Here is a 26079-nt window from a genome sequence, read left to right as displayed (position 1 = left end):
GCGCGGGATCATGCCTGACCCCGCGCATCCTAGGGCAGCGCACGGGCGTCTGCGGGTGTTCGAGACGACCGGCGGGGTGACCCGCGACACGGTGGTGGCCGTAGGCATCCGAGCGGTCTGGGCGGCCACCGGAATACGTCATCCGGAGCCCGGAGTTTTTGTCCGTGCGGACACAGACGTTTGCCAGGTTCTTTGACACATTATTCCCAGCAATCGGGCGCACCCAACAGGGGTGCGCCCCTAGTCAAGGAGCCACCCATGTCGAAGTTCCGCGCCCTCGTCGCCACCATCGTCCTCACCGGTTCGCTCGTGGTGAGCTCGGGTGCAGTCACCCCCAATGTCGACGCCCAGGCGCCGCAGGGGCCTCAGAAGCGCGATGGCTCCGGTTGGTGCTGCTGACTTACAGCGCTGCGTTCCGCGCGATGGCCGGAGCGGTCGACTGGCTCAGGCCGGACGACGCTCCCGCCCGCCGGAAGGCTTCGAGGGCCTCGACGGTGGCCCCCGCCTCCTGGAGCAGGGTGCCGAGCTCGAACCACATCTGCGCGGCCTCCCGGCTGGCGCCCACGCCGTCGAGGATGACCGTCGCGCGCCGGAACTCCTCGACCGCGCGGGCGACGTCGTCGCGGTGGACGGCGACCTGCCCGAGAACCAAGCGCGCCTCCGAGGCGAGCATCAGACTCGACTCGACCGTGGCCTGGTAGCAGTCCTCGGCGAGCCGCTCGGCCTCCTCGTCGTCGCCGATCAGAAGACGCGCCTTGGCCAGCCCCAGCTGCACCCGTCCCCGATCGACCACGCTCGCCTCGGAATGAACCATCTCCTCGCTCGAGCGCGTGAGATTCACGAACGCGCCCTCGATCTCGGGCGGGTTCATCTTCAGCTGCAGGAGCCCTAGCTGCATGCGGAGACGAGCCATGCTGCGCGCGTCGTGGCTCTCCTCGAGCAGCGCGACGGCCTTCTGCGCCAGTGGCAGTGCCGCGGCGATGTTGCCCTGCCGCTGGTGCACGATGCTGCTGTTCCAGTAGGCGGAGGCCCGCGCAGTGGGCGACTCGAGCCGCTCCGCCGATTCCACCGCGCCCTCACAGATGCGCAGTGCGTGGTTGACGTCTCCGCGCTCGAAGTGGGCCGCCGCGACCGTGACCGCGAGCTGGATCCCCTCGGCGGTACCGACGAGCTCGGCCCGGTCGATCAGCGCCGCGGCGCGGTCGCCGACCTCGCATGCCCGGGCAAGGTCGCCTTCCTCGCGATAGCAACGGCTCAGCGAGATCAGGCTGCGGATCAGCTGCACGCAGTCGCCTCCGGCGCTGCCGCCGTCGATCACTCCCTCGAGGGCCTGGATGGCATCGGAGAGCCGGCCGACAGCCTCCAGCGCCAGTGCTCGCTGGTACCCACCTCGCGCGGCGATCGCGGCCGGAAGATCCTCCTCGGCCAGCACCTCGTCCAGACGCGTGAGCGCCGCCTCGGCCGAGCCGGTGCGGAGGTCGAGCTCGGCGTAGTCGAGCTCGAGCGCGAGCCGATCGAGGCGCTCCGCGGCGACCGCGTCCTCGTCCGGAGCCAGCAGGTCCTCGGGGTCGCAGCCGAGCCGATCGGCGAGGAGCACCAGGAGCTCGGCGCTCGCCCGGCGCTGGCCACCCTCGATCCGCGAGATGTAGGCGGTCGACATGTGGTCGCCCGCAGCCTCTCCCTGGGTCAGGCCGGCCCGCTGACGGGCGTGCTTGATCCGCGACCCCACCAGGGCCGCATCGATGTTCTTCGCCCGGACTCGCAGGTCGGGCGTGACGCGTTCAGACGGATGCACGCCGACATTGTGCCCGAATATGACAGAGGTGGGCAGTAGGTTGCCGCAATGCCGAGAAAATTGGTGGCATGCTCGGGTGCGTGGACCTCGCTACCGCCGCAGTCGAGGGGGCCTCGAGGCCCCTCAGGCTCTGCCGTGCATCGCTTCGACCGACCCTGGAACCCGGCGGCGCACCAGGCCGCACCGGGCGGCTCGGGTGAGTTCCTCGACCACGTCCCTGCGCGTCGGCTTCGTCACCGGCACCACCCCCGACAAGTGGGCCAGGAACTGGCGCGACCGCCGGGCGGAGCCGCTTGACCTGGTGCCCATCACCGAGGACCAGCAGGAGCCGATGCTCCTCGACGGCAGCCTGGACATGGCGCTGGTCCGCCTGCCGATCGGACGCGACGGCGTACACCTGATCCCGCTCTACGACGAGGTGGCGGTCGCCGTCGCCGGTACCGAGCACCTCATCGCCGCCGCTGACGAGGTCGAGCTCGCCGACCTTTCCGACGAGCAGCTCGTACTGCCCCACCGCTCCGGCTGGGTACCGGCGGCCCCCCAGCTCGACTGGCCACCAATGACCCCGAAGGAGGCGATCGAGACGGTCGCGGCGGGCACCGGCGTCGTCATCGTGCCCGCGTCGGTCGCACGTCTCCACTCCCGCCGCGACGTCGTCGCACGCCCGGTCACGGACCTGGCGCCGACGAGCGTGGGGCTCGCCTGGCTCATCGACCGGGACGACGAGCTCTGCCAGGCCTTCGTCGGCGTCGTCCGGGGCCGCTCGGCGCGGTCGAGTCGCACCTGAGCCTGAGCCCGCCCATCACCAGCTCGTCGCGAGCGGCCGGCCCTCATGGAAGCCGGCCGCCGACTGCACGCCGACGACGGCACGCTCGTGGAGCTCGCCGAGGCTGGCGGCTCCGGCGTACGTGCACGCGGACCGGACGCCGGCGCAGATCTGGTCGATCAGGTCCTCCACGCCCGGCCGAGCGGGGTCGAGGTACATCCTCGAGGAGCTGATGCCCTCCTCGTAGAGCCCCTTGCGGGCTCGGTCGTACGAAGACTCCGCCGCAGTGCGGTTGGCCACCGCTCGCGCCGAGGCCATCCCGAAGGACACCTTGTAGGCCCGCCCGTCGGCGTCCTCAAGGAGGTCGCCGGGCGACTCGTGGGTGCCGGCGAACCAGGAGCCGATCATCACCGAGGACGCGCCCGCGGCCAGCGCGAGCGCGACGTCGCGGGGATGCCGCACGCCGCCGTCGGCCCACACGTGCGCGCCGAGCTCACGGGCCGCGGCCGCGCACTCCAGTACCGCCGAGAACTGCGGCCGGCCCACCCCGGTCATCATGCGGGTCGTGCACATCGCTCCCGGACCGACTCCGACCTTGACGATGTCGGCGCCGGCCTCGATGAGCGCACGGGTACTGCCCTCCGACACGACGTTCCCGGCGACGACCGGCACCTGCGGCGCCAGCGCGCGGACCGCGCGGAGCGCTTCGAGCATCCGGTCCTGGTGGCCGTGGGCGGTGTCGATCACCAGGGCGTCCACGCCTGCTTCGAGGAGCTCGGCGGCCTTGGCCGCGACCTCCCCGTTGACGCCGACCGCCGCCGCGATCCGCAGCCGGCCGGCCTCGTCGGTGGCCGGGGTGTAGAGGGTGGCCCGCAGGGCGCCGCGTCGGGTGAGGACGCCGACCAGTCGTCCGTCGTCGTCGATCGCCACGGCCAGTCCGGCGCGAGCGGCGTCGAGGCGGTCGAAGGCCTGGCGCGGGTCGGTATCGGCATCGATCACCACGCTGGGGGGACGCATCAGCGCGCCGACCTGGGCGAACCGGTCGACCTCGCGCAGATCCGACTCCCCGACGATGCCGACCGGCTTGCCGCCGTCGAGGACGACCGCGGCGCCGTGGGCGCGCTTCGGGATCAGGGAGAGCGCCTCCGCGACGGTCTGCTCGGGCCGCAGCACGATCGGGGTGTCGAACACCAGCGACCGCGACTTGACGAAGCGAACCACCTCGGCGACCACCGGCACCGGGATGTCCTGCGGGATGACGGTCAGTCCCCCGCGCCGCGCGACCGTCTCGGCCATCCGCTTGCCGGCCACCGCCGTCATGTTCGCCACGACGAGGGGCAACGTGGCGCCGGTGCCGTCGTGCGTGCTCAGGTCGACGTCGTCGCGGCTGGCGATCGAGCTCGCGCCCGGCACCATGAACACGTCGTCGTAGGTGAGGTCGTGGGCCGGCGTCTGGTCGTGGAGGAAGCGCACGTACCGGGAGCCTACGGGGTCAGTGACTACGTTGGTCCGGATGGCGATCACGGCTTCGGCTCCCGGTCGGGTGAATCTGATCGGCGAGCACACCGACTACACCGGCGGACTGTGCCTTCCGTTCGCGATCCCCTACACCACGACGGTGCGGCTCACCCGCCGCGACGACGACCGGATCCGGCTCACCACCACCCACGCGCCGCGGCCGTGGGAGGGACGACTTCTCGACGCAGGCCCCGGCGCGGTCGCGGGATGGGCCGCCTACGCCGCCGGCACGCTATGGGCTCTCGGCGAGGCGGGCTTCGACCTGCCTGGAATGGACGTGCTGATCGACAGCACCGTGCCGATCGGCGCCGGGCTCTCCAGCTCGGCATCGCTCGAGGCCGCCATGGCCGTGGGCGCAGTCGCCCTGTGCGGCCGCACGCTCGACTCCTCCCTGCGACGCGAGCTGGTGGAGGTCTGTCGTCGCGCCGAGACGGAGGTCGTCGGCGCACCCACCGGCGGTCTGGACCAGCACGCCGTCCTGCTTGCTCCCGAGGGCGGCGCCCTTCTTCTCGACTTCGACGGCGCGCCACCCCGCGCCGTGCCGCTCACCTGGGCAGAGGACCGTGTGGTCCTGGTGATCATCGACACCGGCGTCACCCACGCACTCGTCGAGGGTGACTACGGTTCGCGTCGCGCCGAGTGCGAGGCGGCGACCGCGGCGCTCGGCGTCCGCTCCCTACGAGCCGCCACCCTCGCCGACCTCGGGCGTCTCCAGGATCCGGTGCTGACTCGCCGAGCACGGCACGTGATCAGCGAGAACAGCCGGGTCGAGGACGCCGTCGCCGCCCTCGGCGCTCGCGACTGGACCGCCCTCGGGCGGACCTTGAACGCCTCGCACCGATCGCTGCGAGACGACTTCGAGGTGTCGTGCCCAGAGCTGGATCTCGCGGTCGACGCCGCGCTCGACGCCGGTGCGCTCGGCGCCCGGATGACCGGCGGGGGCTTCGGCGGCTCCGCGATCGCCCTGGTCCCGGCCGAGCGGGTCGATGGCTGTCGTCGCGCCGTCGACGCGGCGTTCACACGGGCCGGGCTCGCCGCGCCGACCCATCTGGACGGCACGCCGAGTGGAGCGGCCGCCGTGATCGCGGACGATGCGGCCTCGGTTGGGCCCGGGTACTCATCCGGGTCGAGTAGGTAGGCGGGCCTGGGCGCTGCTCGACTCGCGCAGGCTTGGGGCCATGACGAACTCCGCTCCCACCAAGAACACCACCGCCTTCTTCGCCATGGCCGGCATCTCCTTCGCCGTGTCCCTCATCGCCTTGATGTTCGCGATCCTGTACCTGGACACCGACACGTGGGCCAAGGCGTTCCTCGCGATGGGCGTCCTGTTCCTGACGACCTCGACCTTCACCCTCGCCAAGTGCGTGCGCGACAACGAGGAGAGCCAGTCGGTGGTGCACCGACTGGACCAGGCGCGGGTCGACCGACTGCTCGCCGAGCACGACCCGTTCCGCGCCGTGTCCTGACCCCAGATCGCCACCATCGCCTCACTCATCGGCGGTGGGTTCGCCACCCGCGAACCCACCGCCGATGTGCTTTGATCGGGAGATCCCGCCCCCCCGAACCGAGGAGCCGCTCTCGTGGCCAACCCCGCGCTCGATCGACTCAAGCAGACCGTCACCACGCTGGTGCGCACCGGCGAGCATGCGGTCCGCACCGCCACCCCGGTCCTCCGCAAGGCCGCCGACGACGTCCGTGGGCGGCTGCGCGGCCCGAGTCCCGAGCCTCCCGAGGCCCCGGCGCCGCCGTCCTCTGCACCCACGCCGCAGGCACCGGCCAAGAAGGCACCGGCCAAGAAGGCGCCCGCGAAGAAGGCTCCGGCCGCGCCTGCTGCGAAGGGTGGCTCCTCACCCTCGCCGGCGTCGATCGCCAAGAACGTGGCCGCGCCGCGCCCGTCGGCCAGGCCGGCTGCGAAGGCCCCACAGAAGAAGCCCGGCCAGACGCCCGGCGGCAAGCTCCCACCGCGCAAGTAGCGCTGCGGCGCCGACCCCGCGCACTCCGCGCTCACCGGGGATGCGAGAGGATGCGCGGCATGTCCGACGAGCACGACTCGCCCCGCGCGCCGTACGGCCCGCTTCCCACCGGCGGCACCGTGCGGCCGATCACCCGCTGGGGCACGCCGGTCATGCACAGTGCGCAGGCGAAGGTCACCGAGTACGACGACGAGCTGCGCGAGTTGGCCGCCGACATGGTGGCCACGATGTACGCCGCCGACGGCGTCGGCCTCGCGGCGTGCCAGATCGGCGTCGACCGCGCCGTCTTCGTCTTCGACTGCCCCGACGAGGACCACGTGCGCACCGTCGGTGTGGTGTGCAATCCGGTGCTCACCCTGCCCGAGGGCAACGACCGACACCTCGACGTCGCGGAGGAGGGCTGCTTGTCCTACCCCGGCGCGTTCGTCGACTGCGGTCGCCCCGACGTCGCCACGGTCACCGGCACCGGCCTCGACGGGGAGCCGGTGACGTTCTCCGGCACGGGGTTGCTGGCGCGCTGCCTCCAGCACGAGACCGACCACACCCTAGGCACCGTGTTCGGCGACCGGCTCGCCAACCGGGCCCGTAAGAAGCTGCAGAAGCAGCACGACGCCGCGGCCGACGAGTACCCGCCGCAGTGGCCGGCCGGCTGAGGCCGGATCCAGGCTGAGCCGTCGCCGGCCGATCAGCGACCGGCCGGGGTGCAGATGCAGGATCGATTGCCGTCGGCGTCCTCGATCACCCAGAACGACGGCGCGCCCCGGTCGCTGACCAGCCGGCCTCCGGCGTCCAGGACGGCCTGGAGGCGCCGCTCCGCCTCGTCGTGGGCGACCCAGACGTCGAAGTGCCAGCGCTGGTCGAACTCCTGGGCGGGGAGCGCCCACTCGGCGTCGTCGCCAGGTTCTTGCCACCACACGGTCGGCACCTGTCCCGTGGAGTCGACGGGCTCACCGTCGTGCAGGGTGCTTCCGAGCAGGGCCGCGTAGAACGGCGCGAGCTCGGTGCGGTGGGAGGTGTCGAGACCGAGGTCGAGCTGGGTAAGGCCGTCGGGCTCGGCGCGCAGGCCGAGCGCGGCCGCCGCGTTGCTGATGCTCTCGGCCAGCCCGAGGTCGTGGGCGGTGATCCCCCCGACGTCGTGACTCATCAGGGTCACGATGACCTCTGTGGAGGTGACCTGGAGCGCAGGGTGGTGCCCGGCCCTCTCAGCGAACGCGCCGATGGCCTCGACCAGGCGCAGACCGGTGGCGAAGTCGCCGACCGCGAAGCGGGCCTTCAAGCTACCCATGATCTGGCGCCAGTCGGCCAGCCCGGCCTCGGCCACCTCGCTGGTGGACAGCCTCGCGTCGGCATCGCTCATGATCGCGACGGTAGCCGCCTTCGCGGACGGATCCGCTCCGCGTAGGCGGCCGGACCGGCTCGTCAGGGGCAGGGGCTGAGGATCACGCCGAAGCCGCGGAGCACGTGGATGACGGCCAGTACCAGGAGGACGGCGTCGGCGCCGAGCACGATCGGCATCCCGAGCCTCAACCGGTCGTAGTTCTTGGCGCGTTCGGTCACGACAGCGCCGATGGCCAGCACGACGAGGATCGCGGCGATGCCGATCGCCGCCAGGTCGTAGTAGTAGTCGCACCGGGTGATCACACCGCTGACGTCACCGACCGTGGTGGTTCGGGCAATGGTGAACTGGAAGAAGAAGCCGAGGACGGCGAGCGGGAACGCCACCTTGAGAGCGAGCGGGATGCGGATCCACAGCGAGGCGCGCTCGCTGTTGGTGGCGGGAGTATTGGCAGGAGTCGTGGTCATGACTCGATTCTGCGGAGCAGGTGCCGGCAACAAACGAGGAACGTTCCGCAGGCGGATGCGGTTCAACGGCGCGCGGTGATGTAACAGGCGACGGCGGCGGCGGCGCCGACGTTGAGGGAGTCGATCCCTGCGCGCATCGCGATGATCGCGCGGCGGTCGGCGGCCTGCTCCCAGCGCGAGGAGAGGCCGTGGCCCTCGGAGCCGAGGACGAGCGCGACCCGGTCGAGTCCGGCGACGGCGTCCTCGATCGCCACGGCGTCGTCGGCGAGGGTGAGCGCCACGGTGGTGAAGCCTGCGCGGGAGAGGCCGGGAAGGGCGTCGTCCCAGTCGCGCACACGCGTCCAGGGCACCGAGAACACCGCGCCCATCGCGACCTTGATGGAGCGCCGGTACAACGGGTCGGCGCAGCGCGGCGCCAGCAGGACGGCGTCGAAGCCGAGCGCGGCGCCGGAGCGGAAGATGGCCCCCACGTTCGTGTGGTCGACGATGTCCTCCAAGACGAGCACCGAGCGGGCGCCGTCGATCACCTCGGCCACCGACGGGAGCGGGCGCCGTTCGAGGCTGGCCAGCGCGCCGCGGTGCACATGGAAGCCGGTCACCTGCTCGGCAAGACTCTCCGCGACGACGTAGCAGGGTGCCGACGTCGGCTCCAGGACGTCGGCGAGACCTTCGAGCCAACGGGGAGCCATGAGGAACGAGCGCGGAGTGTGACCCGCCTCGATCGCGCGGCGCACCACCTTCTCCCCCTCGGCGAGGAAGAGCCCGTGCTCGGCCTCGAGCGTCTTGCGGAGCTGGACGTCGCGCAGGTCGCGGTAGTCGGCGAGGCGGGGGTCGGTGGGATCGGCGATCTCGACGATCTCAGCCATCGGCGGGTCCGGGCCCGTGCTCGGCCCCCTGCTCGGCATAGCGCTCCGGGTGAGCGACCGCGACGACGTCGCCGACCACGATGATCGCCGGCGGCCGCACCTGCTGGGCCACCAGGTCCTCGGCGAGGGTGCCGAGGGTGGACAGGACGGTGCGCTCCCCCGGCATGGTCCCGTCGCAGACGACGGCGACCGGCGTCGAGGCCGGTCGTCCGCCGGCGAGGAGCGTCGCGGCGATGTCGGGCGCCCGTTCGACGGCCATCATGAGCAGCAGCGTGCCGCGCAGCCTGGCGACGGCGTCCCAGTCGGTGAGAGAGCCGGGGTCGTCGGGCGCCAGGTGTCCGGAGACGACGGTGAAGTCGTGGGCCACGCCGCGATGGGTGACCGGGATCCCGGCGATCGCCGGGACGGCGACCGGGCTGGTCAGTCCGGGGATGACGGTGACCGGGATGCCGGCGTCGCGGCAGGCGATGACCTCCTCGTAGCCGCGGCCGAAGACGAAGTTGTCGCCCCCCTTGAACCTCGCCACCCGCAGTCCGGCCTTGGCGCGCTCCACGATGATCCGGTTGATCTCGACCTGCTGGGCAGAGCGACCGCGCGGCAGCTTCGCGACGTCGATCAGCTCGACGTCGCTGGGGAGATCGCCCAGGATCTCGCGCGGAGCCAGCCGGTCGGCGACGACGACGTCGGCCTCCATGAGCGCCCGCCTGCCCGCGAGCGAGATCAGGTCGGGGTTGCCGGGGCCGCCGCCGACGAGGGTGACCCCGGCGCGGCGGCCGGAGTCGCGATGCCGCGTGGCGACGATCGTGCCTTCGCGGAGTCCGTCGAGCACCTGGTCGCGCACCGCGGCCGAGCGCCGCGGGTCACCGCCGCCGCCGTCGTGGACGGCGATCACCAGGTCGGCTGCGCGGCCCACCGCCGGCGTCCAGGCGGTGGCGAGTGCCGCGTCGTCGGATCGGACACAGAAGATCCGCCGTTGCTCGGCCGCCGCCGAGACGGCGTCGTTCACCGCCGGGTCGTCGGTGGCCGCGACGGCGTACCAGGCGTCGTCGAGGTCGCTGGCCTCGAAGGGGCGCGCCTCCCAGGCGATCTCCCCCACCAGGCCTTCGATCGCCGGCGTGACCTCGGGCGAGACCACCACGACACGGGCACCGGCGGCGATCAGCTGTGGCACTCGGCGTTGGGCCACGTGCCCGCCGCCGACCACGACGACGCGCCGCCCGGTCAGCCGCAGGCCCGCTGGATACAGCTGGTCGTCACCCTTATCCACTCCTACATCATCGCGTACGTTGAGGTCATGTCTCTCGACCGTCCCGTCACGCCGAATCCCTACGACCTGCTTCCGGCCGCGCCCTCGTTCGCCGTCACCAGCGACGACGTCGCCGACGGCCAGCCGCTCGCCGACGCCCAGGTGGCGGAGTTCGGCAACACCTCGCCGCAGCTCGCCTGGGAGCCCGTGGAGGGAGCACGCAGCTACACCGTCACCTGCTTCGACCCCGACGCCCCCACGCCGAGCGGCTTCTGGCACTGGGTCCTGGTCGATCTTCCGCCCGAGATCACCACCCTCGACGCCGGTGCCGGGGCCGAGGGAGCAACGCTCCCGGGCAAGGCGTTCATGTGCCGGAACGACGGCGGGTCCAAGGCGTTCATGGGAGCCGCTCCGCCGGCCGGCGACCAGGTGCACCGCTACTACTTCGTCGTCCACGCCGTCACCGAGCCCGAGCTCGGCATCGACTCCGATGCCTCACCCGCCGTCGTCTCGTTCAACCTCGCCTTCAAGACCGCCGCCCGCGCGATCCTCCACGGCACCTACCAGCACTGATCCCCCGCCGCCCCGTCCCCCATCGACGCTGACCCGTCCGCTATAGCTGACGGGTCAGCGCAGATTTCACGGTGACCCGTCAGCTATGGCTGACGGGTCAGCGCGCGATTGGAGGGTTGGTGGGTGGTCAGCCGCCGGCGCGGCGCATGAGCTCCTCGAAGGGAGTGGGGTCGGCGAACTCCTCCTCGACCGAGCGCGGGCGGTTCACGGCCAGCTGCCGGCCGAGCATGCCGGCCAGCTCGCGAGCGGCGCGGGTGATCCGGCCGGAGAGGTCGGCGTCGCGGCCGAAGTCGTCGGTTGCGGCGAAGACTCCGGTAGGCACGATCACCGCACGCAGATAGGCGAACAGCGGCCGCAGGGCGTGCTCGATGACCAGCGAGTGCCGCCCGGAGCCGGCCGTGGCGCCGAGCAGCACGGGCTTGCCGGTGAGGACATCTCGGGGCAGGGCATCGATGAACATCTTGAACAGGCCGCTGTACGACGCCGAGAACACGGGAGTGACCACGACCAGGGCGTCGGCCGCGGCCACCGCGTCGAACGCCTCCTGAAGCTCCGGACCGGGGAATCCGGTGAGCATCTGGTCGGCCAACGGACGCGCCAGCGGCCGGAGCTCGATGACGTCGATCTCCACCGGACCGATCTCGCGGACCACGGCCTCGGTGAGCCGGTCGGCGAGCAGCCGGGTGGACGACGGCGCGCTCAACCCGGCGCTGATCACCACGAGGCGGGTCATGCCGACGCCTCCTCGTGGCCCTCGGCCGCCGCGACGACGTCGGCCTCGGGCGCGCCCGCAGCCACCGCGGCGTCGCGCGCGGCGACCATCGAGGCGTGGGTGGGCGCCTCCGGGACGTCGGCCGGGCGGCCCTCGGCGTACCCGGCTCGCAGGTCGGGAAGGATCTCCCCGAGCAGGTCGAGCTGCTCGAGCACGGTCTTCAGCGGCAGCCCGGCGTGGTCGACGAGGAACAGCTGGCGCTGGTAGTCGCCGACGTAGTCGCGGAAGCCGAGGGTGCGCTCCAAGAACTCCTGTGGCGAGCCCACCGTCAGCGGCGTCTGCGTGCTGAAGTCCTCCAGCGAGGGCCCGTGGCCGTAGACCGGCGCGTTGTCGAAGTACGGGCGGAACTCGCGCACGGCGTCCTGGCTGTTGGGCCGGATGAAGAACTGGCCGCCGAGCCCGACGATCGCCTGGTTGGCCGCGCCGTGCCCGTAGTGCTCGAAGCGCCGGCGGTAGAAGTCGACCATCTGCTTGGTGTGCGAGGCGGGCCAGAAGATGTGGTTGTGGAAGAACCCGTCGCCGTAGTAGGCGGCCTGCTCGGCGATCTCAGGGGTGCGGATCGAGCCGTGCCAGACGAACGGCGGGACGCCGTCGAGCGGCTGCGGGGTGACGGTGAAGCCCTGGAGGGGGGTGCGGAAGCGGCCCTCCCAGTCGACGATCTCCTCGGTCCACAGCCGGTGCAGCAGGGCGTAGTTCTCGATGGCGAGGTTGACGCCCTCGCGGATGTCCTTGCCGAACCACGGGTAGACCGGGCCGGTGTTGCCGCGGCCGAGCATGAGGTCCATGCGTCCGTCGGTGAGGTGTTGCAGGGTGCCGTAGTCCTCGGCGATCCGCACGGGGTCGGTGGTGGTGATCAGGGTCGTGGACGTCGAGAGCAGGATGTTCTCGGTCTGCGCCGCGATCCAGGCCATCGTGGTGGTGGGCGCGGAGGCCACGAAGGGCGGGTTGTGGTGCTGGCCGACCGCGGCGACGTCGAGCCCGATCTCGTCGGCCTTCTTCGCGATGGTGACCTGCGCCTTGATCCGCTCGTGCTCGGTCGGCGTCCGACCGGTGGTCGGGTCCGTGGTGACATCGCCGACGCTGAAGATGCCCAGCTGCATGACCGCTCTCCCTGCTCAGGTAGTTGAAGTTGTAACTACACGGCACAACCCGATCTCCCCCGACGGTATTCCACCGCCGCGGTGCGGTCAGCCTGCGGCACTCCGACTCAGGATCAGCACCGCGCGATCGTCGTCACCGCGCGGAACCCGGGCCAGCACGCGACGCGCCGCGCCGTCGACGCCGTCGGCGAACGCCCGGCCGGCAGTGCCGCGCAGCCAGTCGATGCCGTCCTCGATGTCGTCACCGGGTGCCTCGACCACGCCGTCGGTGTAGAACAGCAGCGCCTGCCCCGGCTCGAGGACGCCGTGAGCGGCCTCCAGTGCCGGGTCGTCCAAGACGCCGAGGGCGATCCCGCGGGCGGTGTCCACGCTCCACTCCCCCAGCTTCGGGTCCCACCGCAGTGCCGGCGGATGGCCGGCGCTGAAGATGGTGTAGTCGCCGGTGTCGAGGTCGAGCGTCACGTGGACCGCGGTCGCGAAGCTCTCCACCGAGTCCTGACGCAGCAGGAAGGTGTTGGTGGCCTCGAGGAGACGCGGTCCCCGCAGAGCGCCCACCATGCCGCCGAGCGCTCCGGCCAGCAGCAGCGCCGACGGCGCCGCCTTGACGCCCTTGCCGACGACGTCGACCAGCACCAGCTCGAAGGTCCCCTCGGCCTCGTCGACCTGGGTCACCACGAAGTCACCGGCGTAGCCGACGCCCCAGGCAGCCACCATGGCGCTCTCGCAGGCCCATCCGTCCGGCAGCTCGGGAAGTCGTCCTTGGGCGTTCAACCGGTCCCGCAGGTCGGCGAGCATCGACTCGCTCAGCGTGGTCGGCAGGCCGCTGCGCTGCCGGCTGGAGACGTAGAGGATCAACCCGATCGCGACGAGCAGGATGACCAGACCCGGGACCGGGTTGCCGACGTCCTCGTCGAGGGTCAGGCGGGCGACCACGGCCGCGAACAGCACCACCATGCACAACACGACCAGTGGTGTGTACCGCAGGAGGAGGGTGCCGGCGAGCAGCCACAGGAGGTATCCCGCCAACGGGAACAGGTCGTAGTCCACCAAGGAGAGCGCGAACGACCCGACCACGCCGGCCACCAAGATGGCCAGGGTGATCTCCTGGCTGTGCTGAGTGCCCGAGCGCCAGCCATCGACGACGCGGCGGGGCCACCGCGGCCCGCTCATCGAGGTGTTTCCGAGACGCTCACCCGCGAACGGTAGTGGTTGGCCGAGCGGAGCGGGGACGAACCCCGCATCCGACCGCTTCGAACAGGGTCGTCACAAAGGAGCGCGCAGGCTCAGCGTCGCCGGGTACCGCACTCCCGCCACGTCGACCTCGAAGCCCCCGCGGGCCAGGTCGTCGTTGGTGACGGGGAACCGCACGTGAGGTCCCTCGCGCAGGGTCGCCAGGCCCACGGCCGCGCCCACGGTGGCACCCCATGCCGCGCTGGTCACCTGGCCGCACGGCTCGCCCTCGCGCAGCACCAGCTCCCCTCCCCACAACATCGGCTCGGCGTCGTCGAGCACCAGCGACACCACGCGGCGGTCGGGGGCGGCCGCCTCCAGGGCTGCTCGACCCACGAAGTCCTTCTCGCCCTTGAGCGCGGTGGCGAAGACGAGACCGGCCTCGCGCGGGGTGACCAGCGGCCCGAGCTCGCGCCCGAACGCGCGGTAGCCCTTCTCGAGGCGGAGGGCCTCGATCGCCAGGTAGCCGGCATCGGTCGCACCACCCGCCCGCACCGCGTCGAGCACGACGGGCGCCTGGGCCATCGGCACCAGCAGCTCCCAGCCCAGCTCGCCGACGTAGGTCATCCGGGTCGCACGCAGCGTCACCCCGGCCATCTCGATCTCCTGGCTGGTGGCTCTCGGGAACGCCTCGTCGGACAGGTCGGCGTCGGTGAGCCCCGCCAGGAGCTCGCGCGAGCGGGGGCCCATCACGCCGAGCACGGCGTACTCGTCGGTGACGTCGCGGGCCTCGACCCCGTGCCGCGCGAGCCAGTCGAGGTCGCGCACGGTCGTGGCGGCGCTGGAGACGATCAGGAACGACTCGGCACCGGTACGCGTGACCGTGAGGTCGGCCTCGTAGCCGCCGCGCTCGTTCAGGAACGGCGTGTAGACGGCCGTCCCGATCGGCACGTCGACGTCCGCGGCGCACACGCGTTGGAGTCCGGCGAGCGCATCCGGGCCCTCCACGACGTACTTGGAGAAGGAAGACTGGTCGAACACCGCGACGTCGGTGCGGCAGGCCCGCTGCTCGGCGATGCAGTGCTCCAGCCACGCCGGACGCGACCAGGTGTGGTCGAGATCGTCGGGTCCGAAGACCAGCGGTCGCTCCCAGCCCATCCGGGTGCCGAACACCGCGCCGGCGTCGGCGAGGCGCTCGTGCAGCGAGGACGTGCGCTGGGGACGTCCCGAGGCCATCTCGCGCAGCGGCCACGGAACCTCGTAGTGCAGGCCGAGCACCTCGGCGACGCGGGAGCGCAGCCAGTCCTCGTCGCCCTGGAACGGCGCGAACCGGCGGATGTCGACGGCCACGAGGTCGTCTTGGGGCTCCCCCGACACGATCCACTCCGCGAGGGCGCGTCCGGCGCCCCCGGCCGAGGCGATGCCGACGGAGTTGAAGCCGGCGCCGACGAAGTAGCCGGCCAGGCCCGGTGCCTCACCCATCACGAACTGGTTGTCGGGGGTGAACGACTCGGGCCCGTTGTAGAACTTGCGGATGCCGGTCTCGGCCAGGGCCGGGATCCGGTGCACCGCCTGGTCCATCAGCACCGAGAAGTGCTCCCAGTCCTCCTCCAGCAGCTGGAACTCGAACGGGTGGGGAAGGTCCGACGGCGACCGCCACGGCTTCGCGTCCGGCTCGAAGCCGCCGACGACCAGGCCGCCCACCTCCTCCTTGAAGTAGGTCCAGCCGTCCGGGTCGCGCATGATCGGCAGGTCGGGGTGGACGCCGTCGATGGGCTCGGTGACCACGTAGAAGTGCTCCGCGGAGTGCAGCGGCACGGTGACGCCGAGGGGGTCTGCCAGCGCCTTGGCCCACTGACCGCCGCAGTTGACCACGACGTCGGCCTCGACATGCCCCCGGTCGGTGTCGACGCCGGTCACTCGCCGGGCGGCGCCCTCACCGGTCACGGTGAAACCGGTGACGCGCACGCCCTCGACGATGCGGGCCCCACCCTGTCGCGCACCCTTGGCTAGCGACTGGGTGACGTCGGTGGGGTTGACCTTGCCGTCACCGGGAAGCCAGATCGCGCCGAGCACGTCGTCGACCTGCATCGCAGGCCACATCTCCTGCGCCTGGTCGGGACCGATCAGCTCACACGGCATGTCGTAGGCGATGGCGTTGGCGGCGGTGCGCTGGAGCTGGACCATCCGATCCTCGGTGCGGGCGACGATCAGGCCGCCCACGTTGCGATACCCGGTGGCGAGTCCGGTCTCAGCCTCGAGGCCGGCATACAGCTCGGCCGAGTACTGCACGAGCCGGGTGCCGGACTCCGACGCGCGCAACGGGCCGACCAGACCTGCCGCGTGCCAGGTGGTGCCCCCCGAGAGGCGGCCCTGTTCCAGGAGCAGCACGTCGGTCCACCCGAGCCTGGTCAGGTGGTAGGCCACCGAGCAGCCGATGACGCCGCCGCCCACGATCACGACCTGGGCGCGGGTGGGCAGGGACTGCGGGTCAGCCACCGGCTGCCTCCTGGAGAAGTCGAGAGAAGTGCGGTCCGCGGAACGTCGCCTCCGCCTTGTCGAATCGTTCCTGACCCCAGCCCCAGAAGTCGAACTCCAGTGGGCTGGTGGCCGCCTGGATGAACCCCCACAGCGACCAGCCGTACTCGCTGCACAGGGCCTGGAGCCGGATGCGTGCGCGGTCTGCCGGCGTCGGATCGCCGAGGTACGCCTCGGCCCAGGCGTCGATCTGGTCCTGACTGAAGTTGCACTCGGTGGCGGTGTTGCCGAGCTCGAAGAACCGGTCGTTGTTGCCGGAGTACTCGTAGTCGATCAGGCTGATCCGCTCACCGTCGTCGATGAAGTTGGCTGCGAGCAGGTCGTTGTTGCACGGCACCATCGGTCGGGCCAGTACCGCCAGCGCGGCCCTGACATCGCGCCACGCATCGACGTGGTCGTCGTAGGTCGGCGGTAGCGCGAACCCATGTTCGCGGACGGTCTCCCGGTAGGTCTCCTGGCGCCAGAACATGTCCGCGTCGCCGACGAAGGAATCGCCGGCGTGCAGTCGTCGACAGGCGTCGGCCGCCCTGGCGAGCACCCCGGCGTCGGCGAAGTCGGCGTCGTCGAGGGTGCGGCCTTCCAGGTAGGTGATCACCAGCATCCCGAGCTCGGGGCGGTACTCCACCACCTCGGCGCCCACGCCGCGAGCACCCGCGGCGGAGGTGTTGGCGAACTCCGCGTCGCGGTCGATGCCGAGCAATCCCGCGTCGCTCTGGGTGCACCGGACGACGAGGTCCAGCGGCACCCCCGCCTCCGGGCCGTCGGTCGTGGTGATCCTCAGATTGTGGTTGGTCAGGCCGCCGTCGAGGTCGACGGCGCGCCAGGACCGCCCCGCCAGGCAGGCGAGGCGGTCCAGGTCGCGATCAGGTCCGAGCTCCGGCACGCAGTCTCCGCTCGTCTGCTCAGTCGTCGAACGCTTCGACCACGGCGGGGTCGATCGTGAGCTTCGGCCCGGTGAACCACTTCTTCGCCGACACGCTCCACCAGATGGCCAGAGCGAGGAGCGCATCGACCGTGACGATCGGCGAGTAGTTCACCGAGGCCCAGGTGAACTCCTCCCGCCACGGCGCCCCGGCCGGGACGGTCGGGAACATGAGGAAGACGCACACGACGACGATCTCGACCACCGCGACGATGTTCATCCACTTGTACTTCGCCCCGTTGTTCCACGACCCGACCTCGAAGGCGTCACCCATCCGCCACCTCAGCCAGATCGGGATCGCGAATGCGAAGTACAGACCGATGACCGCGATCGAGGTGACCGCGTAGAACGCCGTCGGGATCCCGTTGATGCTCTTCAGGGCCGGCAGCGTGACGACGGCGGCCGTCACGGCGACGAGCATCACGGCGTTGGCCGGGACCTTGGAGGCGTTGAGCTTGGCCCACTGCTTCGAGCCCGGGATGCCGTTGTCGCGGGCGAACGCGAAGGTCATGCGGGAGGCCGAGGTCATGCAGGCGACCGCGCAGAAGAACTGCGCGCAGGCCGAGATGCCGAGCACCAGACCGGCCCAGTTCTGCCCCAGCGCGGTGGTGAAGATGTAGCCGACGCCGCCGAGTCCGACCTCGGCATTCGCCGGGTTGCCGAAGGCGTCGTCGGGGATGGCGAAGGTGACCGCGAGCAGCAGGATGTAACCGCCGATCACCGAGTACAGGATCGACTGCCAGATGCCGCGCGCTGCCGCGTTGGAGGCCGAGGCGGTCTCCTCGGACAGGTGAGCCGAGGCGTCGAAGCCGGTGATCGTGTACTGGGTGAGCAGGAACCCGAACGGGATGATGATGAAGAAGAAGCCGACCGCACTCGTGCTGCCGTCGAACCACCCGGAGTTGTTGAACGTCTCGGTGAAGACGTACTTCGGGCTCTGGTGGGTGTCGGGGATGAAGACCAGGATGATCACGATCGCCGCGGCACCGACGACGTGCCACCACACCGAGATGTTGTTCAGCACCGCCATCAGGTGACCGCTGAAGATGTTCAGCACGGACGCGATCGCCAGGACGACGACGAAGATGATGAACACACGCGTGAGGGAGTAGCCGTCCGCCCAGGACTCGGAGACCGTGTTGAGCGTGAGGTCGATGAAGGTGGCGCAGCCGTAGGAGACGCCGGCGGTCACCGCGACCAGGCCGATCAGGTTCAGCCAACCGGTGAAGAAGCCTGCCTTCGCGCCGCCGAGCTTGGCCGCCCACCAGTAGATGCCTCCGGAGGTCGGGTAGGCGGAGACCAGCTCGGACATCGTGAACCCGATGATCAGGATCAGGATGCCGAGGATCGGCCACGACCACGAGATCGAGATCGGGCCACCGTTGTTGAAGCCGGCCGCATAGTTCGTGAAGCAGCCGGCGAGGATCGAGATGATCGAGAACGAGATCGCGAAGTTGGAGAAGCCGGACCAGGACCGGCTGAGCTCCTGCTTGTACCCGAGCTTGGCGAGGAGTGCTTCGTCGTCGTTGTGAATCTGGTCTGTCATGGACAACCTTCCAGGGACGATCGTGCAATCGTGAAGTGGAACGTAGCCCCGGGCGGCGCGGGTGTAAACAGGTCGGCAGGAATTGGCCTGAACTCAGACCTTTATTGGTGAGTTGCGTTGACACTCGAATCCCGGCGGCCCAAAGATGAGCAGATGCCCGCCTCTCCCGCCTCCGGCCTGTCGGAGGCCGTGCTGCGGCCGGTGCGTGGCCACCACGCGTTCGAGGGGTGCGTGGAGCAGCTGGCCACCGCGATCCGTCTCGGCGTCTATCCGCTCGGCTCCACGCTCCCGCCTGAGCGGGACCTCGCCGAGCGTCTCGGCGTCTCACGCGCGACCCTGCGCGAGGCGATGGCCGCACTCCGCCAGGCGGGCCTGGTCGAGACCACTCGCGGACGCGGCGGCGGCACCGTGGTCACCCTCAAGCCGAAGACGCCCTCGGCTCGCAAGGCCTTGCGGATGAGTGCGGAGACCCGTGCCGACCGCCTCGACGCACTCGCCTACCGTCGCATCGTCGAGCCCGGCGCGGCGGCGATGGCGGCCGAGCAGCCGCTGACCTCCGCGCAGGTCGACGAGCTCGGCAGCGCGCACGAGGCGGTGTCGTCGGCGACCCGGCCGGCCGCCCACCGCCAGGCCGACTCGCGATTCCACCTCACCGTGGCCGCCCTGTCCGGGTCGCCCCGGCTGATCGAGGCCGTGACCTCGGTACAGGCCACGCTGCACGAGATGCTGCTCGCGATCCCGGTGCTCGATGCCAACATCGCGCACTCCGACCGCCAGCACGCCGCCGTCGTCCGGGCGATCCTCTCGGGTCGGCCCGACCGGGCCCGGCGCGCCATGGCAGAACACTGCGACGACACCGCCGCGCTGCTGCGCGGTCTGATCGGCTAACAGACGGGAACCAGGATGACCTTGCGCAACGACCGCTACCTCACGATGGACGATCTCCTCGCGCGGATCGACGCGGGCGAGATCGACACCGTGATCGTCGCGTTCACCGACATGCAGGGCCGCCTGCAGGGCAAGCGCCTGCACGGCCGCTACTTCGCCGACCACGTGGTGGGCCACGGCACCGAGGGCTGCAACTACCTCCTCGCGGTCGACGTCGACATGAACACCGTCGACGGCTACGCGATCTCCTCCTGGGAGCGCGGCTACGGCGACATGGAGTTCGTGCCCGACACCGACACGATCCGGCTCCTGACCCACCTGCCCGCCACCGCGATGATCCAGTGCGATCTCACCTGGCCCGACCACGCCCCCGTGGTCCAGTCGCCGCGCGCCATCCTCAAGGCCCAGCTCGACCGGTGCGCCGAGCAGGGCTGGACGGCGCTGGCCGGCACCGAGCTGGAGTTCATCGTCTTCGACGACACCTACGAGGAGGCGGCAGACCGCGGCTGGCAGGACCTCACACCCTCGAACCAGTACAACGTCGACTACTCGATCCTGGGCACCAGCCGGATCGAGCCGCTGCTCCGCTCGATCCGCAATCACATGTACGACGCCGGCCTAGACGTCGAGGGCGCCAAGGGCGAGTGCAACTTCGGCCAGCACGAGATCGGCTTCCTCTATGCCGACGCGCTGGCGACCGCCGACAATCACGTGGTCTACAAGAACGCCGCCAAGGAGATCGCCTCCCAGCAGGGCAAGTCGATCACCTTCATGGCCAAGTACGACCAGCGCGAGGGAAGCTCGTGCCACATCCACCTCTCCCTGCGCGGCACCGACGGGGAACTGGTGTTCTGGGACGCCGATGCCGACGCAGGCGAAGACGCCGGCGCCGGCGCGCGCTCGGCCCTCTACGACCACTTCGTGGCCGGAGTGCTCGCGACGATCCGGGACTTCACGCTCCTCTACGCGCCGAACATCAACTCCTACAAGCGCTTCGCCGACGGCTCGTTCGCGCCGACCGCGATCGCCTGGGGCCTGGACAACCGCACCTGCGCGGTACGCCTGGTCGGCCGGGGGGCGGCTGCCCGGATGGAGAACCGCGTCCCCGGCGCCGACGTCAACCCCTACCTCGCCACCGCGGCCATGCTGGCCGGAGGGCTGTACGGGATCGAGCAGCAGTTGCCGCTCGAGGACGAGCTGGTCGGCAACGCCTACACCTCCGACGCCGAGCGGGTGCCGAGCACGATGGCCGAGGCGCGGGAGGCCTTCGCGAACTCCGAAGTGGCTCGCAAGGCCCTCGGCGACGACGTCGTCGACCACTATGTGAACCTGGCCGACGTCGAGTTGGCCGCCTACCAGGCGACCGTCACCGACTGGGAGCGGCGCCGCGGATTCGAGAGGTTGTGAGTACCCCACGATGAGCAGCACCTTCACCCTGATCGACCCCTCGACCGGCACCGCGTTCGACGAGGTGCCCGAGCACGACGAGGCCGAGACCGACGTCGCCATCGAGCGCGCGCATGCGGCGTCCCTGGCGTGGCGGGAGACCGCGCCCGGCGAGCGGGCCCGCCTGCTGCGCCGCTTCGGCGACGTCGTCGAGGCGCACATCGACGAGCTGGCGGCCCTGGAGGTCCGCAATGCCGGGCACACCTGGGGCAATGCGCGGTGGGAGGCAGGCAACGTGCGGGACTGCCTGCACTACTACGCCGGTGCTCCCGAGCGGCTGATGGGCAAGCAGATCCCGGTGGCCGGTGGCACCGACGTCACCTTCCACGAGCCCTACGGCGTGGTCGGCATCATCGTGCCCTGGAACTTCCCGATGCCGATCGCCGCGTGGGGCTTCGCGCCCGCCCTGGCGGCCGGAAACGCCGTCGTCCTCAAACCTGCCGAGGTGACGCCGCTGACCGCGATGCGGATCGGGGAGCTGGCATTGGAGGCCGGCCTCCCCGACGGGGTCCTCACCGTCATCACCGGCGCAGGCTCGGTGGTCGGCGAGCGGTTCGTCACCAACCCGCTGGTGCGCAAGGTCTGCTTCACCGGCTCGACCGAGGTCGGCAAGCGGGTGATGGCGGGCTGCGCACAGCAGATCAAGAACGTCACCCTCGAGCTCGGCGGCAAGAGCAGCAACATCGTCTTCGCCGACGCCGACATCGCCGCCGCTGCCGCCGCCGCGCCCGGCGCGGTGTTCGACAACGCCGGCCAGGACTGCTGCGCGCGCTCACGGATCCTGGTCGAGCGCTCGGCCTACGACGAGTTCATGGGCCGCCTCGAGCCGGCGGTGACCGGAATGCGGGTGCTGGACCCCTCCGACGAGTCCTCCGAGATGGGCCCGCTGATCACCGCGGCGCAGCGCGATCGCGTGGCCGGCTACCTCGACGACGTCGAGGTCACCTTCGCCGGGACGACCCCTGGTGGGGACGGCTTCTGGGTTGCCCCGAGCGTGGTGACCACCGAGGACCCGAGCGCACGCATCTGGCGCGAGGAGGTGTTCGGGCCGGTCGTCGCGGTGATGCCCTTCGACGACGAGGCCGAGGCCGTCGCCCTGGCCAACGACACCGAGTACGGACTGTCCGGATCGATCTTCACCAACGACCTCGGCCGCGGGCTGCGGGTCGCCCGAGCCGTCGAGGCCGGCAACCTGAGCGTCAACTCCCACTCATCGGTGCGCTACTGGACGCCGTTCGGCGGCTACAAGCAGTCCGGCATCGGTCGCGAGCTGGGCCCGGACGCCGCCCTCGGATTCACCGAGGAGAAGAACGTCTTCCTGGCCCACTGAGGGCCACTGAGGGCCCGCTGAGCCGTCGTCATCCCCCACCACTCCCACTGGCAGCAAGGAGCACACAGACATGGCAGGACGCATCCAGGACCGGGTCGCGGTCGTCACCGGCGGCTGCTCGGGCATCGGCCTCGCGACGGTCCGGCGGTTCGTCGAGGAGGGCGCGAAGGTCGTCATCGGCGACATCGACGATGCCCGCGGCGCCGAGCTCGTCGAGGAGCTCGGCGGACCGGATGTGGCGACGTACGTGCACGTCGACGTGACCGACAAGGACCAGGTCGACGCGCTGTTCCGCACCGCGAAGGACACCTACGGCGCCGTCGACATCGCCTTCAACAACGCCGGGATCAGCCCGCCGGAGGACGACTCCATCCTCGACACCGACCTGGACGCCTGGCGCAAGGTGCAGGAGGTCAACCTGACCAGCGTCTACCTGTGCTGCAAGGCCGCGCTGCCCTACATGCTCGAGCAGGGCCGCGGGTCGATCATCAACACCGCCTCGTTCGTGGCGGTGATGGGCGCGGCGACCTCGCAGATCTCCTACTCGGCGTCCAAGGGTGGGGTCCTCTCGATGACCCGCGAGCTCGGCGTCCAGTTCGCGCGCCAGGGCGTGCGCGTCAACGCACTGTGCCCCGGCCCGGTGAACACTCCGCTGCTGCAGGAGCTGTTCGCGGCCGACGCCGAGCGGGCGGCCCGCCGGCTGGTGCACGTGCCGATGGGTCGCTTCGGCGAGCCGGAGGAGATGGCGGCCGCGGTGCTCTTCCTCGCCTCCGACGACTCCTCCTTCATGACGGCCAACACCTTCCTGGTCGACGGCGGGATCTCGGGCGCCTACGTGACGCCGCTGTGAGCACCGCTCTCCCGGTCATCGGCCTGTCAACCTACCGGGAGCTGGCGTCCTACGGCGTGTGGCACCAACGCACCGACCTGCTCTCGGCCGAGTACGCCGACGCCGTCAGCCAGGCGGGGGGCGTGCCGGTGCTCCTCCCGCCGGCCGACCCGGCGCACGCCGACGTCGTCGTGTCGCGGATCGACGGGCTGGTGATCAGCGGGGGCGCCGACGTCGACCCGGCGTCATACGGCCAGCAGCCGCACGACCGCACCGCGAACTGGCGGTCCGACCGCGACGCGTGGGAGCTCGCCCTCCTCGACGCGGCCGAGCGCATCGGGCTGCCGGTGCTGGGCGTGTGTCGCGGGATGCAGGTGATGGCGGTGCGCGCCGGCGGCGTCCTCGATCAGCACGTGCCGGATCTGGTGGGCCACGAGACGCACAGTCCCGGCGGGCCGGAGTACGGCACGATCACGGTGGCCACCGTCGATGGCTCGCGGATCGCCGGCCTGCTCGGCCCGGAGGTGGAGGTGAACTGCCACCACCATCAGTCGGTGCGCACCCACCCCGGCTTCGTGGCCTCCGCGCACGCCGCCGACGGCGTCCTCGAGGCGATGGAGGCGCCCGGCGACCGGTTCTGTCTCGGCGTCCAGTGGCACCCCGAGACCGCCGCCGACGCCGGCCTCCTCACCGGCCTCCTCGCCGCCGCCTCCCACTTCACGCCGAGTCGGCGCTAACGCTCAACACAAACGCCGACTCGGCCCGCCATCCACGCCGAGTCGGCGCTTACGTTCAACACAAACGCCGACTCGGCGTCTTAGACGGTCGGTGCGCGGCGGAAGCGGGTGGCGGTCTCGTCGGAGAGGGCGGCGTCGATGCGGTCGAGGAGGTAGGGCGTCATCGGCGGGAGGGCTGATGTCGGCCACCAGGCGACCTCCACCGACTCGTCGTCGGCGGGATACGGGTCGCCGTCGAGCCAGGTGCAGGCGAAGGTGTGGTCGAGGTAGACGGCCTCGTCGCCGTTGACGTGGGTGACCTCGATGCCCGAGGTGACCGCTGCGAGCCGGTCGACGCGGATCCGGACGCCGGTCTCCTCCAGCGCCTCGCGGGCCGCGGTGACGGCCGGTTCCTCGCCGGGGTCCATGATCCCGGTGATCGGCGCCCAGGCCCCGGTGTCGGAGCGGCGCACCAGCAGCAGTTCGTCGTCGCGCCGGACGACCGCGGTCACTGCAGGGAGCCAGAGTGGCGCATGACCGATGTGGCGGCGCAGCTCGAGGATGAAGTCGGGCACGGGCACCGTCCCGACGCTACGGCACGCGCGCTTTACTGGGCGAGTGCACACAGGGGAACGAACCGATCTTCTCGGCGAGCCGTGGGTCGCCGAGACCATCGGCCTCCCGCCCGACGCCGAGGGACCGGTCGTCGCGACGCTGGTGAGCCGGCGGGCCGAGCGTCCCAACGGCCGGGCCGTGCTCTACGTGCACGGCTTCGCCGACTACTTCTTCCAGACCGAGTACGCCCAGTGGTGGCTCGACCGCGGCTACGACTTCTACGCGATCGACCTGCGCAAGTACGGCCGCTCGATCCGGCCGCACCAGACCCCGACCTACGTCGACGACGTCCGCACCTACTTCGCCGAGATCGACCTGGCCTGGTGGCGGATCGCCGAACGCGACGGTCACGACGAGATCGTGCTCTCGGGGCACTCCACCGGCGGCCTGATCGCGGCACTGTGGGCCGACGCTCGCCGCGCCCCCGAGCTGATCGGCGTGGTCCTCAACGCCCCCTGGCTGGACCTCCAGGGGCCCGCCTGGCTCCGGTCGGCACCGGCCGGCCGGATGATCGACCGGATCGGACGGCGCACGCCGATGCGCGAGCTCAAGCGCAACGTCAGCGGCGTGTACGGCCGCAGCCTGCACCGCGACCTCGACGGCGAGTGGGACTACGACCTCACCTGGAAGCCGGTCGAGTCGTACCCGGTGCGCTTCGGCTGGCTCCGGGCGATCCGCCGCGCCCAGGCCGAGCTGCACGCGGGGCTCTCGGTGCCCGTGCCCGTGCTGGTGCTCTCCTCGGCGACCACCGTGCACCCGCCGGAGTTCGGCGCCGAGGCCTACAGCAACGACATCGTTCTGGACGTGCCCCAGATCCGGCACTGGGCGACCTCGATCGGGCCGCACGTCACCTATGTCGCCGTCGAGGGCGCGATGCACGACGTGATCCTCTCGCAGCCGAAGGTCCGCGCTGGGGTGTACGACCAGCTCGACCGGTGGGTCGGCGCCTACCTGTCCTGAACTCCTGCAATCGGCTCCGAGCGCGGCCCGAACGGCCCCATACTGTGCCGGTGATCCGTCGAACCGTGATGCTGGCCGTGGCCGTGGCAGCCCTCCTCTCGCTCCCGGCCGTGCCGTCCCACGCGGAGTGGTGGTCGGACACCGAGCCAGGCGGCGACGCGATCTCGACCGTCTACGACTTCGAGGCCGAGCCGTGCCCCACCTCGACCACGACACCAACGACCGAGGGTGACATCCGTCGGCTGACGGTGCGTCACACCAGTGATGCAGTCGTGGTGCGGATGCGGATCACCGGCCTCCTGAGCGCTCATCGCACCTTCGGAGACCTGACCGTCCGCACCGCGCGACGGGACTGGTCAGTCACCGTTACCCGCTTCGGCAAAGCAACCGAGGTCGGCCTCAGCCGCCTCGGGACTCCTCCGCCGGACGATGGTTCGGAGTGCGGGTCCTACGTAGAAGGGGCCGATGTGAGGCCGTGTCGCGACGCACGGGGCGTCATCGACGTGGCCGCCCGCCTCATCGAGGCGTCGATCCCCCGCCGGTGCCTCGGCTCACCTCGCTGGGTACGCGCCGGCGGCGCCGTCGCGACCTGGCACGCCCGGACGGATGCGATCGGCTACGACCAGTGGGCGCCCCCTGGCGTCGCTGATGGAGACGGGTGGGTGCCCCCGCTCAGCCCACGCGTGCGTGTCGGCCGTCCCTGAGGA

General features: G+C 70.9%; 27 protein-coding genes. 14 read left to right on the top strand and 13 right to left on the bottom strand.

Features of this window, described 5'->3' with window-relative positions; genetic code table 11:
• Positions 1-258: 258 nt before the first annotated feature.
• Positions 259-399, top strand: coding sequence for a hypothetical protein (locus tag WMR31_RS08810; RefSeq protein WP_340538424.1), 141 nt, complete (start codon positions 259-261; stop codon positions 397-399).
• Between the two features lies 1 nt (position 400).
• Here the strand turns inward: WMR31_RS08810 and WMR31_RS08805 are convergent, their stop codons facing one another.
• On the bottom strand, positions 401-1795 hold the full coding sequence (locus WMR31_RS08805) for a tetratricopeptide repeat protein (RefSeq protein ID WP_340538423.1): 1395 nt from the start codon (positions 1793-1795) through the stop codon (positions 401-403).
• Between the two features lie 196 nt (positions 1796-1991).
• On the opposite strand from WMR31_RS08805, the gene WMR31_RS08800 reads away from it, so the two are divergent.
• Positions 1992-2582, top strand: coding sequence for a LysR family substrate-binding domain-containing protein (locus WMR31_RS08800; RefSeq protein WP_340538422.1), 591 nt, complete (start codon positions 1992-1994; stop codon positions 2580-2582).
• Between the two features lie 15 nt (positions 2583-2597).
• On the opposite strand, the gene WMR31_RS08795 is transcribed toward WMR31_RS08800, so the two are convergent.
• The gene (locus WMR31_RS08795; RefSeq protein ID WP_340538421.1) at positions 2598-4034 is read right to left on the bottom strand and encodes a GuaB1 family IMP dehydrogenase-related protein; all 1437 of its coding nucleotides are present in this window, start codon (positions 4032-4034) and stop codon (positions 2598-2600) included.
• Positions 4035-4074: 40 nt separating this feature from the next.
• Here WMR31_RS08795 and galK point away from each other — a divergent pair, with 40 nt between their 5' ends.
• The 4 genes from galK (at position 4075) to def (ending at position 6705) form a co-directional block, all read left to right on the top strand.
• Positions 4075-5217, top strand: coding sequence for a galactokinase (gene galK / locus WMR31_RS08790; RefSeq protein ID WP_340538420.1), 1143 nt, complete (start codon positions 4075-4077; stop codon positions 5215-5217).
• A gap of 40 nt (positions 5218-5257) precedes the next feature.
• On the top strand, positions 5258-5545 hold the full coding sequence (locus WMR31_RS08785) for a YiaA/YiaB family inner membrane protein (RefSeq protein WP_340538419.1): 288 nt from the start codon (positions 5258-5260) through the stop codon (positions 5543-5545).
• 114 nt (positions 5546-5659) lie between these two features.
• Positions 5660-6052 (top strand): hypothetical protein, encoded by a 393-nt coding sequence (locus tag WMR31_RS08780; RefSeq protein WP_340538418.1) that lies wholly within the window; start codon positions 5660-5662, stop codon positions 6050-6052.
• Between the two features lie 59 nt (positions 6053-6111).
• A complete protein-coding gene (gene def / locus WMR31_RS08775; protein WP_340538417.1) occupies positions 6112-6705 on the top strand; it encodes a peptide deformylase in 594 nt (197 codons plus the stop codon).
• Between the two features lie 32 nt (positions 6706-6737).
• On the opposite strand, the gene WMR31_RS08770 is transcribed toward def, so the two are convergent.
• The 4 genes from WMR31_RS08770 to cobA form a co-directional block, all read right to left on the bottom strand.
• Complete coding sequence (locus WMR31_RS08770) at positions 6738-7409, bottom strand: 4a-hydroxytetrahydrobiopterin dehydratase (protein ID WP_340538416.1); 672 nt, start codon at positions 7407-7409, stop codon at positions 6738-6740.
• Positions 7410-7471: 62 nt separating this feature from the next.
• Complete coding sequence (locus WMR31_RS08765; RefSeq protein WP_340538415.1) at positions 7472-7855, bottom strand: hypothetical protein; 384 nt, start codon at positions 7853-7855, stop codon at positions 7472-7474.
• A 62-nt stretch (positions 7856-7917) separates the two neighbouring features.
• A complete protein-coding gene (locus WMR31_RS08760) occupies positions 7918-8721 on the bottom strand; it encodes a TrmH family RNA methyltransferase (protein WP_340538414.1) in 804 nt (267 codons plus the stop codon).
• Entirely contained in the window at positions 8714-9988 is a 1275-nt protein-coding gene (cobA, locus tag WMR31_RS08755) for a uroporphyrinogen-III C-methyltransferase (protein WP_340538413.1), read from the bottom strand. Before cobA ends, WMR31_RS08760 begins: the two co-directional genes overlap by 8 nt.
• A gap of 27 nt (positions 9989-10015) precedes the next feature.
• Between cobA and WMR31_RS08750 the strand changes: the two genes are divergently transcribed.
• On the top strand, positions 10016-10540 hold the full coding sequence (locus WMR31_RS08750) for a YbhB/YbcL family Raf kinase inhibitor-like protein (RefSeq protein WP_340538412.1): 525 nt from the start codon (positions 10016-10018) through the stop codon (positions 10538-10540).
• Positions 10541-10667: 127 nt separating this feature from the next.
• On the opposite strand, the gene WMR31_RS08745 is transcribed toward WMR31_RS08750, so the two are convergent.
• The 6 genes from WMR31_RS08745 to WMR31_RS08720 form a co-directional block, all read right to left on the bottom strand.
• The gene (locus WMR31_RS08745; protein WP_340538411.1) at positions 10668-11273 is read right to left on the bottom strand and encodes an FMN reductase; all 606 of its coding nucleotides are present in this window, start codon (positions 11271-11273) and stop codon (positions 10668-10670) included.
• Positions 11270-12412: an LLM class flavin-dependent oxidoreductase gene (locus tag WMR31_RS08740; RefSeq protein ID WP_340538410.1), complete on the bottom strand. Its 1143-nt coding sequence runs from the start codon at positions 12410-12412 to the stop codon at positions 11270-11272. The genes WMR31_RS08745 and WMR31_RS08740 overlap by 4 nt, the downstream gene beginning before the upstream one ends.
• Positions 12413-12499: 87 nt before the next feature.
• Positions 12500-13582 carry a PP2C family protein-serine/threonine phosphatase gene (locus WMR31_RS08735; RefSeq protein WP_340538409.1) on the bottom strand — a complete coding sequence of 361 codons (1083 nt, stop codon included), beginning with the start codon at positions 13580-13582 and terminating at the stop codon, positions 12500-12502.
• A gap of 93 nt (positions 13583-13675) precedes the next feature.
• Positions 13676-16081: a GcvT family protein gene (locus tag WMR31_RS08730; RefSeq protein WP_340538408.1), complete on the bottom strand. Its 2406-nt coding sequence runs from the start codon at positions 16079-16081 to the stop codon at positions 13676-13678.
• Complete coding sequence (locus tag WMR31_RS08725) at positions 16074-17003, bottom strand: LPS biosynthesis choline kinase (protein ID WP_340538407.1); 930 nt, start codon at positions 17001-17003, stop codon at positions 16074-16076. Before WMR31_RS08725 ends, WMR31_RS08730 begins: the two co-directional genes overlap by 8 nt.
• Before the next feature lie 19 nt (positions 17004-17022).
• On the bottom strand, positions 17023-18588 hold the full coding sequence (locus tag WMR31_RS08720; protein ID WP_340538406.1) for an amino acid permease: 1566 nt from the start codon (positions 18586-18588) through the stop codon (positions 17023-17025).
• Positions 18589-18741: 153 nt separating this feature from the next.
• Between WMR31_RS08720 and WMR31_RS08715 the strand changes: the two genes are divergently transcribed.
• The 5 genes from WMR31_RS08715 to WMR31_RS08695 all read left to right on the top strand — a co-directional run bounded on the left by WMR31_RS08715 (position 18742) and on the right by WMR31_RS08695 (position 23818).
• On the top strand, positions 18742-19476 hold the full coding sequence (locus tag WMR31_RS08715; RefSeq protein ID WP_340538405.1) for a FadR/GntR family transcriptional regulator: 735 nt from the start codon (positions 18742-18744) through the stop codon (positions 19474-19476).
• Positions 19477-19491: 15 nt separating this feature from the next.
• Positions 19492-20883 carry a glutamine synthetase family protein gene (locus WMR31_RS08710; protein WP_340538404.1) on the top strand — a complete coding sequence of 464 codons (1392 nt, stop codon included), beginning with the start codon at positions 19492-19494 and terminating at the stop codon, positions 20881-20883.
• A 10-nt stretch (positions 20884-20893) separates the two neighbouring features.
• On the top strand, positions 20894-22252 hold the full coding sequence (locus WMR31_RS08705) for an aldehyde dehydrogenase family protein (protein ID WP_340538403.1): 1359 nt from the start codon (positions 20894-20896) through the stop codon (positions 22250-22252).
• A 70-nt stretch (positions 22253-22322) separates the two neighbouring features.
• Entirely contained in the window at positions 22323-23102 is a 780-nt protein-coding gene (locus WMR31_RS08700; RefSeq protein WP_340538402.1) for a 3-oxoacyl-ACP reductase, read from the top strand.
• Positions 23099-23818, top strand: a complete 720-nt coding sequence (locus tag WMR31_RS08695; protein ID WP_340538401.1) for a gamma-glutamyl-gamma-aminobutyrate hydrolase family protein — start codon at positions 23099-23101, stop codon at positions 23816-23818. The genes WMR31_RS08700 and WMR31_RS08695 overlap by 4 nt, the downstream gene beginning before the upstream one ends.
• A gap of 80 nt (positions 23819-23898) precedes the next feature.
• On the opposite strand, the gene WMR31_RS08690 is transcribed toward WMR31_RS08695, so the two are convergent.
• Positions 23899-24378, bottom strand: a complete 480-nt coding sequence (locus WMR31_RS08690) for an NUDIX hydrolase (RefSeq protein WP_340538400.1) — start codon at positions 24376-24378, stop codon at positions 23899-23901.
• Between the two features lie 37 nt (positions 24379-24415).
• Between WMR31_RS08690 and WMR31_RS08685 the strand changes: the two genes are divergently transcribed.
• Both WMR31_RS08685 and WMR31_RS08680 read left to right on the top strand, forming a co-directional pair.
• On the top strand, positions 24416-25372 hold the full coding sequence (locus WMR31_RS08685) for an alpha/beta hydrolase (protein WP_340538399.1): 957 nt from the start codon (positions 24416-24418) through the stop codon (positions 25370-25372).
• Positions 25373-25422: 50 nt separating this feature from the next.
• Positions 25423-26076: a hypothetical protein gene (locus tag WMR31_RS08680; RefSeq protein WP_340538398.1), complete on the top strand. Its 654-nt coding sequence runs from the start codon at positions 25423-25425 to the stop codon at positions 26074-26076.
• The last annotated feature ends 3 nt before the right edge of the window (positions 26077-26079 follow it).

Origin of the sequence: Nocardioides epinepheli (assembly GCF_037936805.1) — a bacterium.
Taxonomy (GTDB): Bacteria; Actinomycetota; Actinomycetes; order Propionibacteriales; family Nocardioidaceae; genus Nocardioides.
Note: the sequence above shows the minus strand (reverse complement) of the source record. Positions and strands in the feature narration are given on the sequence as shown.

Coding starts and splice junctions, on each gene's coding strand:
- WMR31_RS08810 (WP_340538424.1), top strand. CDS start 259: ATGTCGAAGTTCCGCGCCCTCGTCGCCACCATCGTCCTCACCGGTTCG.
- galK (WP_340538420.1), top strand. CDS start 4,075: ATGGCGATCACGGCTTCGGCTCCCGGTCGGGTGAATCTGATCGGCGAG.
- WMR31_RS08785 (WP_340538419.1), top strand. CDS start 5,258: ATGACGAACTCCGCTCCCACCAAGAACACCACCGCCTTCTTCGCCATG.
- def (WP_340538417.1), top strand. CDS start 6,112: ATGTCCGACGAGCACGACTCGCCCCGCGCGCCGTACGGCCCGCTTCCC.
- WMR31_RS08770 (WP_340538416.1), bottom strand. CDS start 7,409: ATGAGCGATGCCGACGCGAGGCTGTCCACCAGCGAGGTGGCCGAGGCC.
- WMR31_RS08765 (WP_340538415.1), bottom strand. CDS start 7,855: ATGACCACGACTCCTGCCAATACTCCCGCCACCAACAGCGAGCGCGCC.
- WMR31_RS08760 (WP_340538414.1), bottom strand. CDS start 8,721: ATGGCTGAGATCGTCGAGATCGCCGATCCCACCGACCCCCGCCTCGCC.
- WMR31_RS08750 (WP_340538412.1), top strand. CDS start 10,016: ATGTCTCTCGACCGTCCCGTCACGCCGAATCCCTACGACCTGCTTCCG.
- WMR31_RS08745 (WP_340538411.1), bottom strand. CDS start 11,273: ATGACCCGCCTCGTGGTGATCAGCGCCGGGTTGAGCGCGCCGTCGTCC.
- WMR31_RS08740 (WP_340538410.1), bottom strand. CDS start 12,412: ATGCAGCTGGGCATCTTCAGCGTCGGCGATGTCACCACGGACCCGACC.
- WMR31_RS08735 (WP_340538409.1), bottom strand. CDS start 13,582: ATGAGCGGGCCGCGGTGGCCCCGCCGCGTCGTCGATGGCTGGCGCTCG.
- WMR31_RS08720 (WP_340538406.1), bottom strand. CDS start 18,588: ATGACAGACCAGATTCACAACGACGACGAAGCACTCCTCGCCAAGCTC.
- WMR31_RS08715 (WP_340538405.1), top strand. CDS start 18,742: ATGCCCGCCTCTCCCGCCTCCGGCCTGTCGGAGGCCGTGCTGCGGCCG.
- WMR31_RS08710 (WP_340538404.1), top strand. CDS start 19,492: ATGACCTTGCGCAACGACCGCTACCTCACGATGGACGATCTCCTCGCG.
- WMR31_RS08705 (WP_340538403.1), top strand. CDS start 20,894: ATGAGCAGCACCTTCACCCTGATCGACCCCTCGACCGGCACCGCGTTC.
- WMR31_RS08700 (WP_340538402.1), top strand. CDS start 22,323: ATGGCAGGACGCATCCAGGACCGGGTCGCGGTCGTCACCGGCGGCTGC.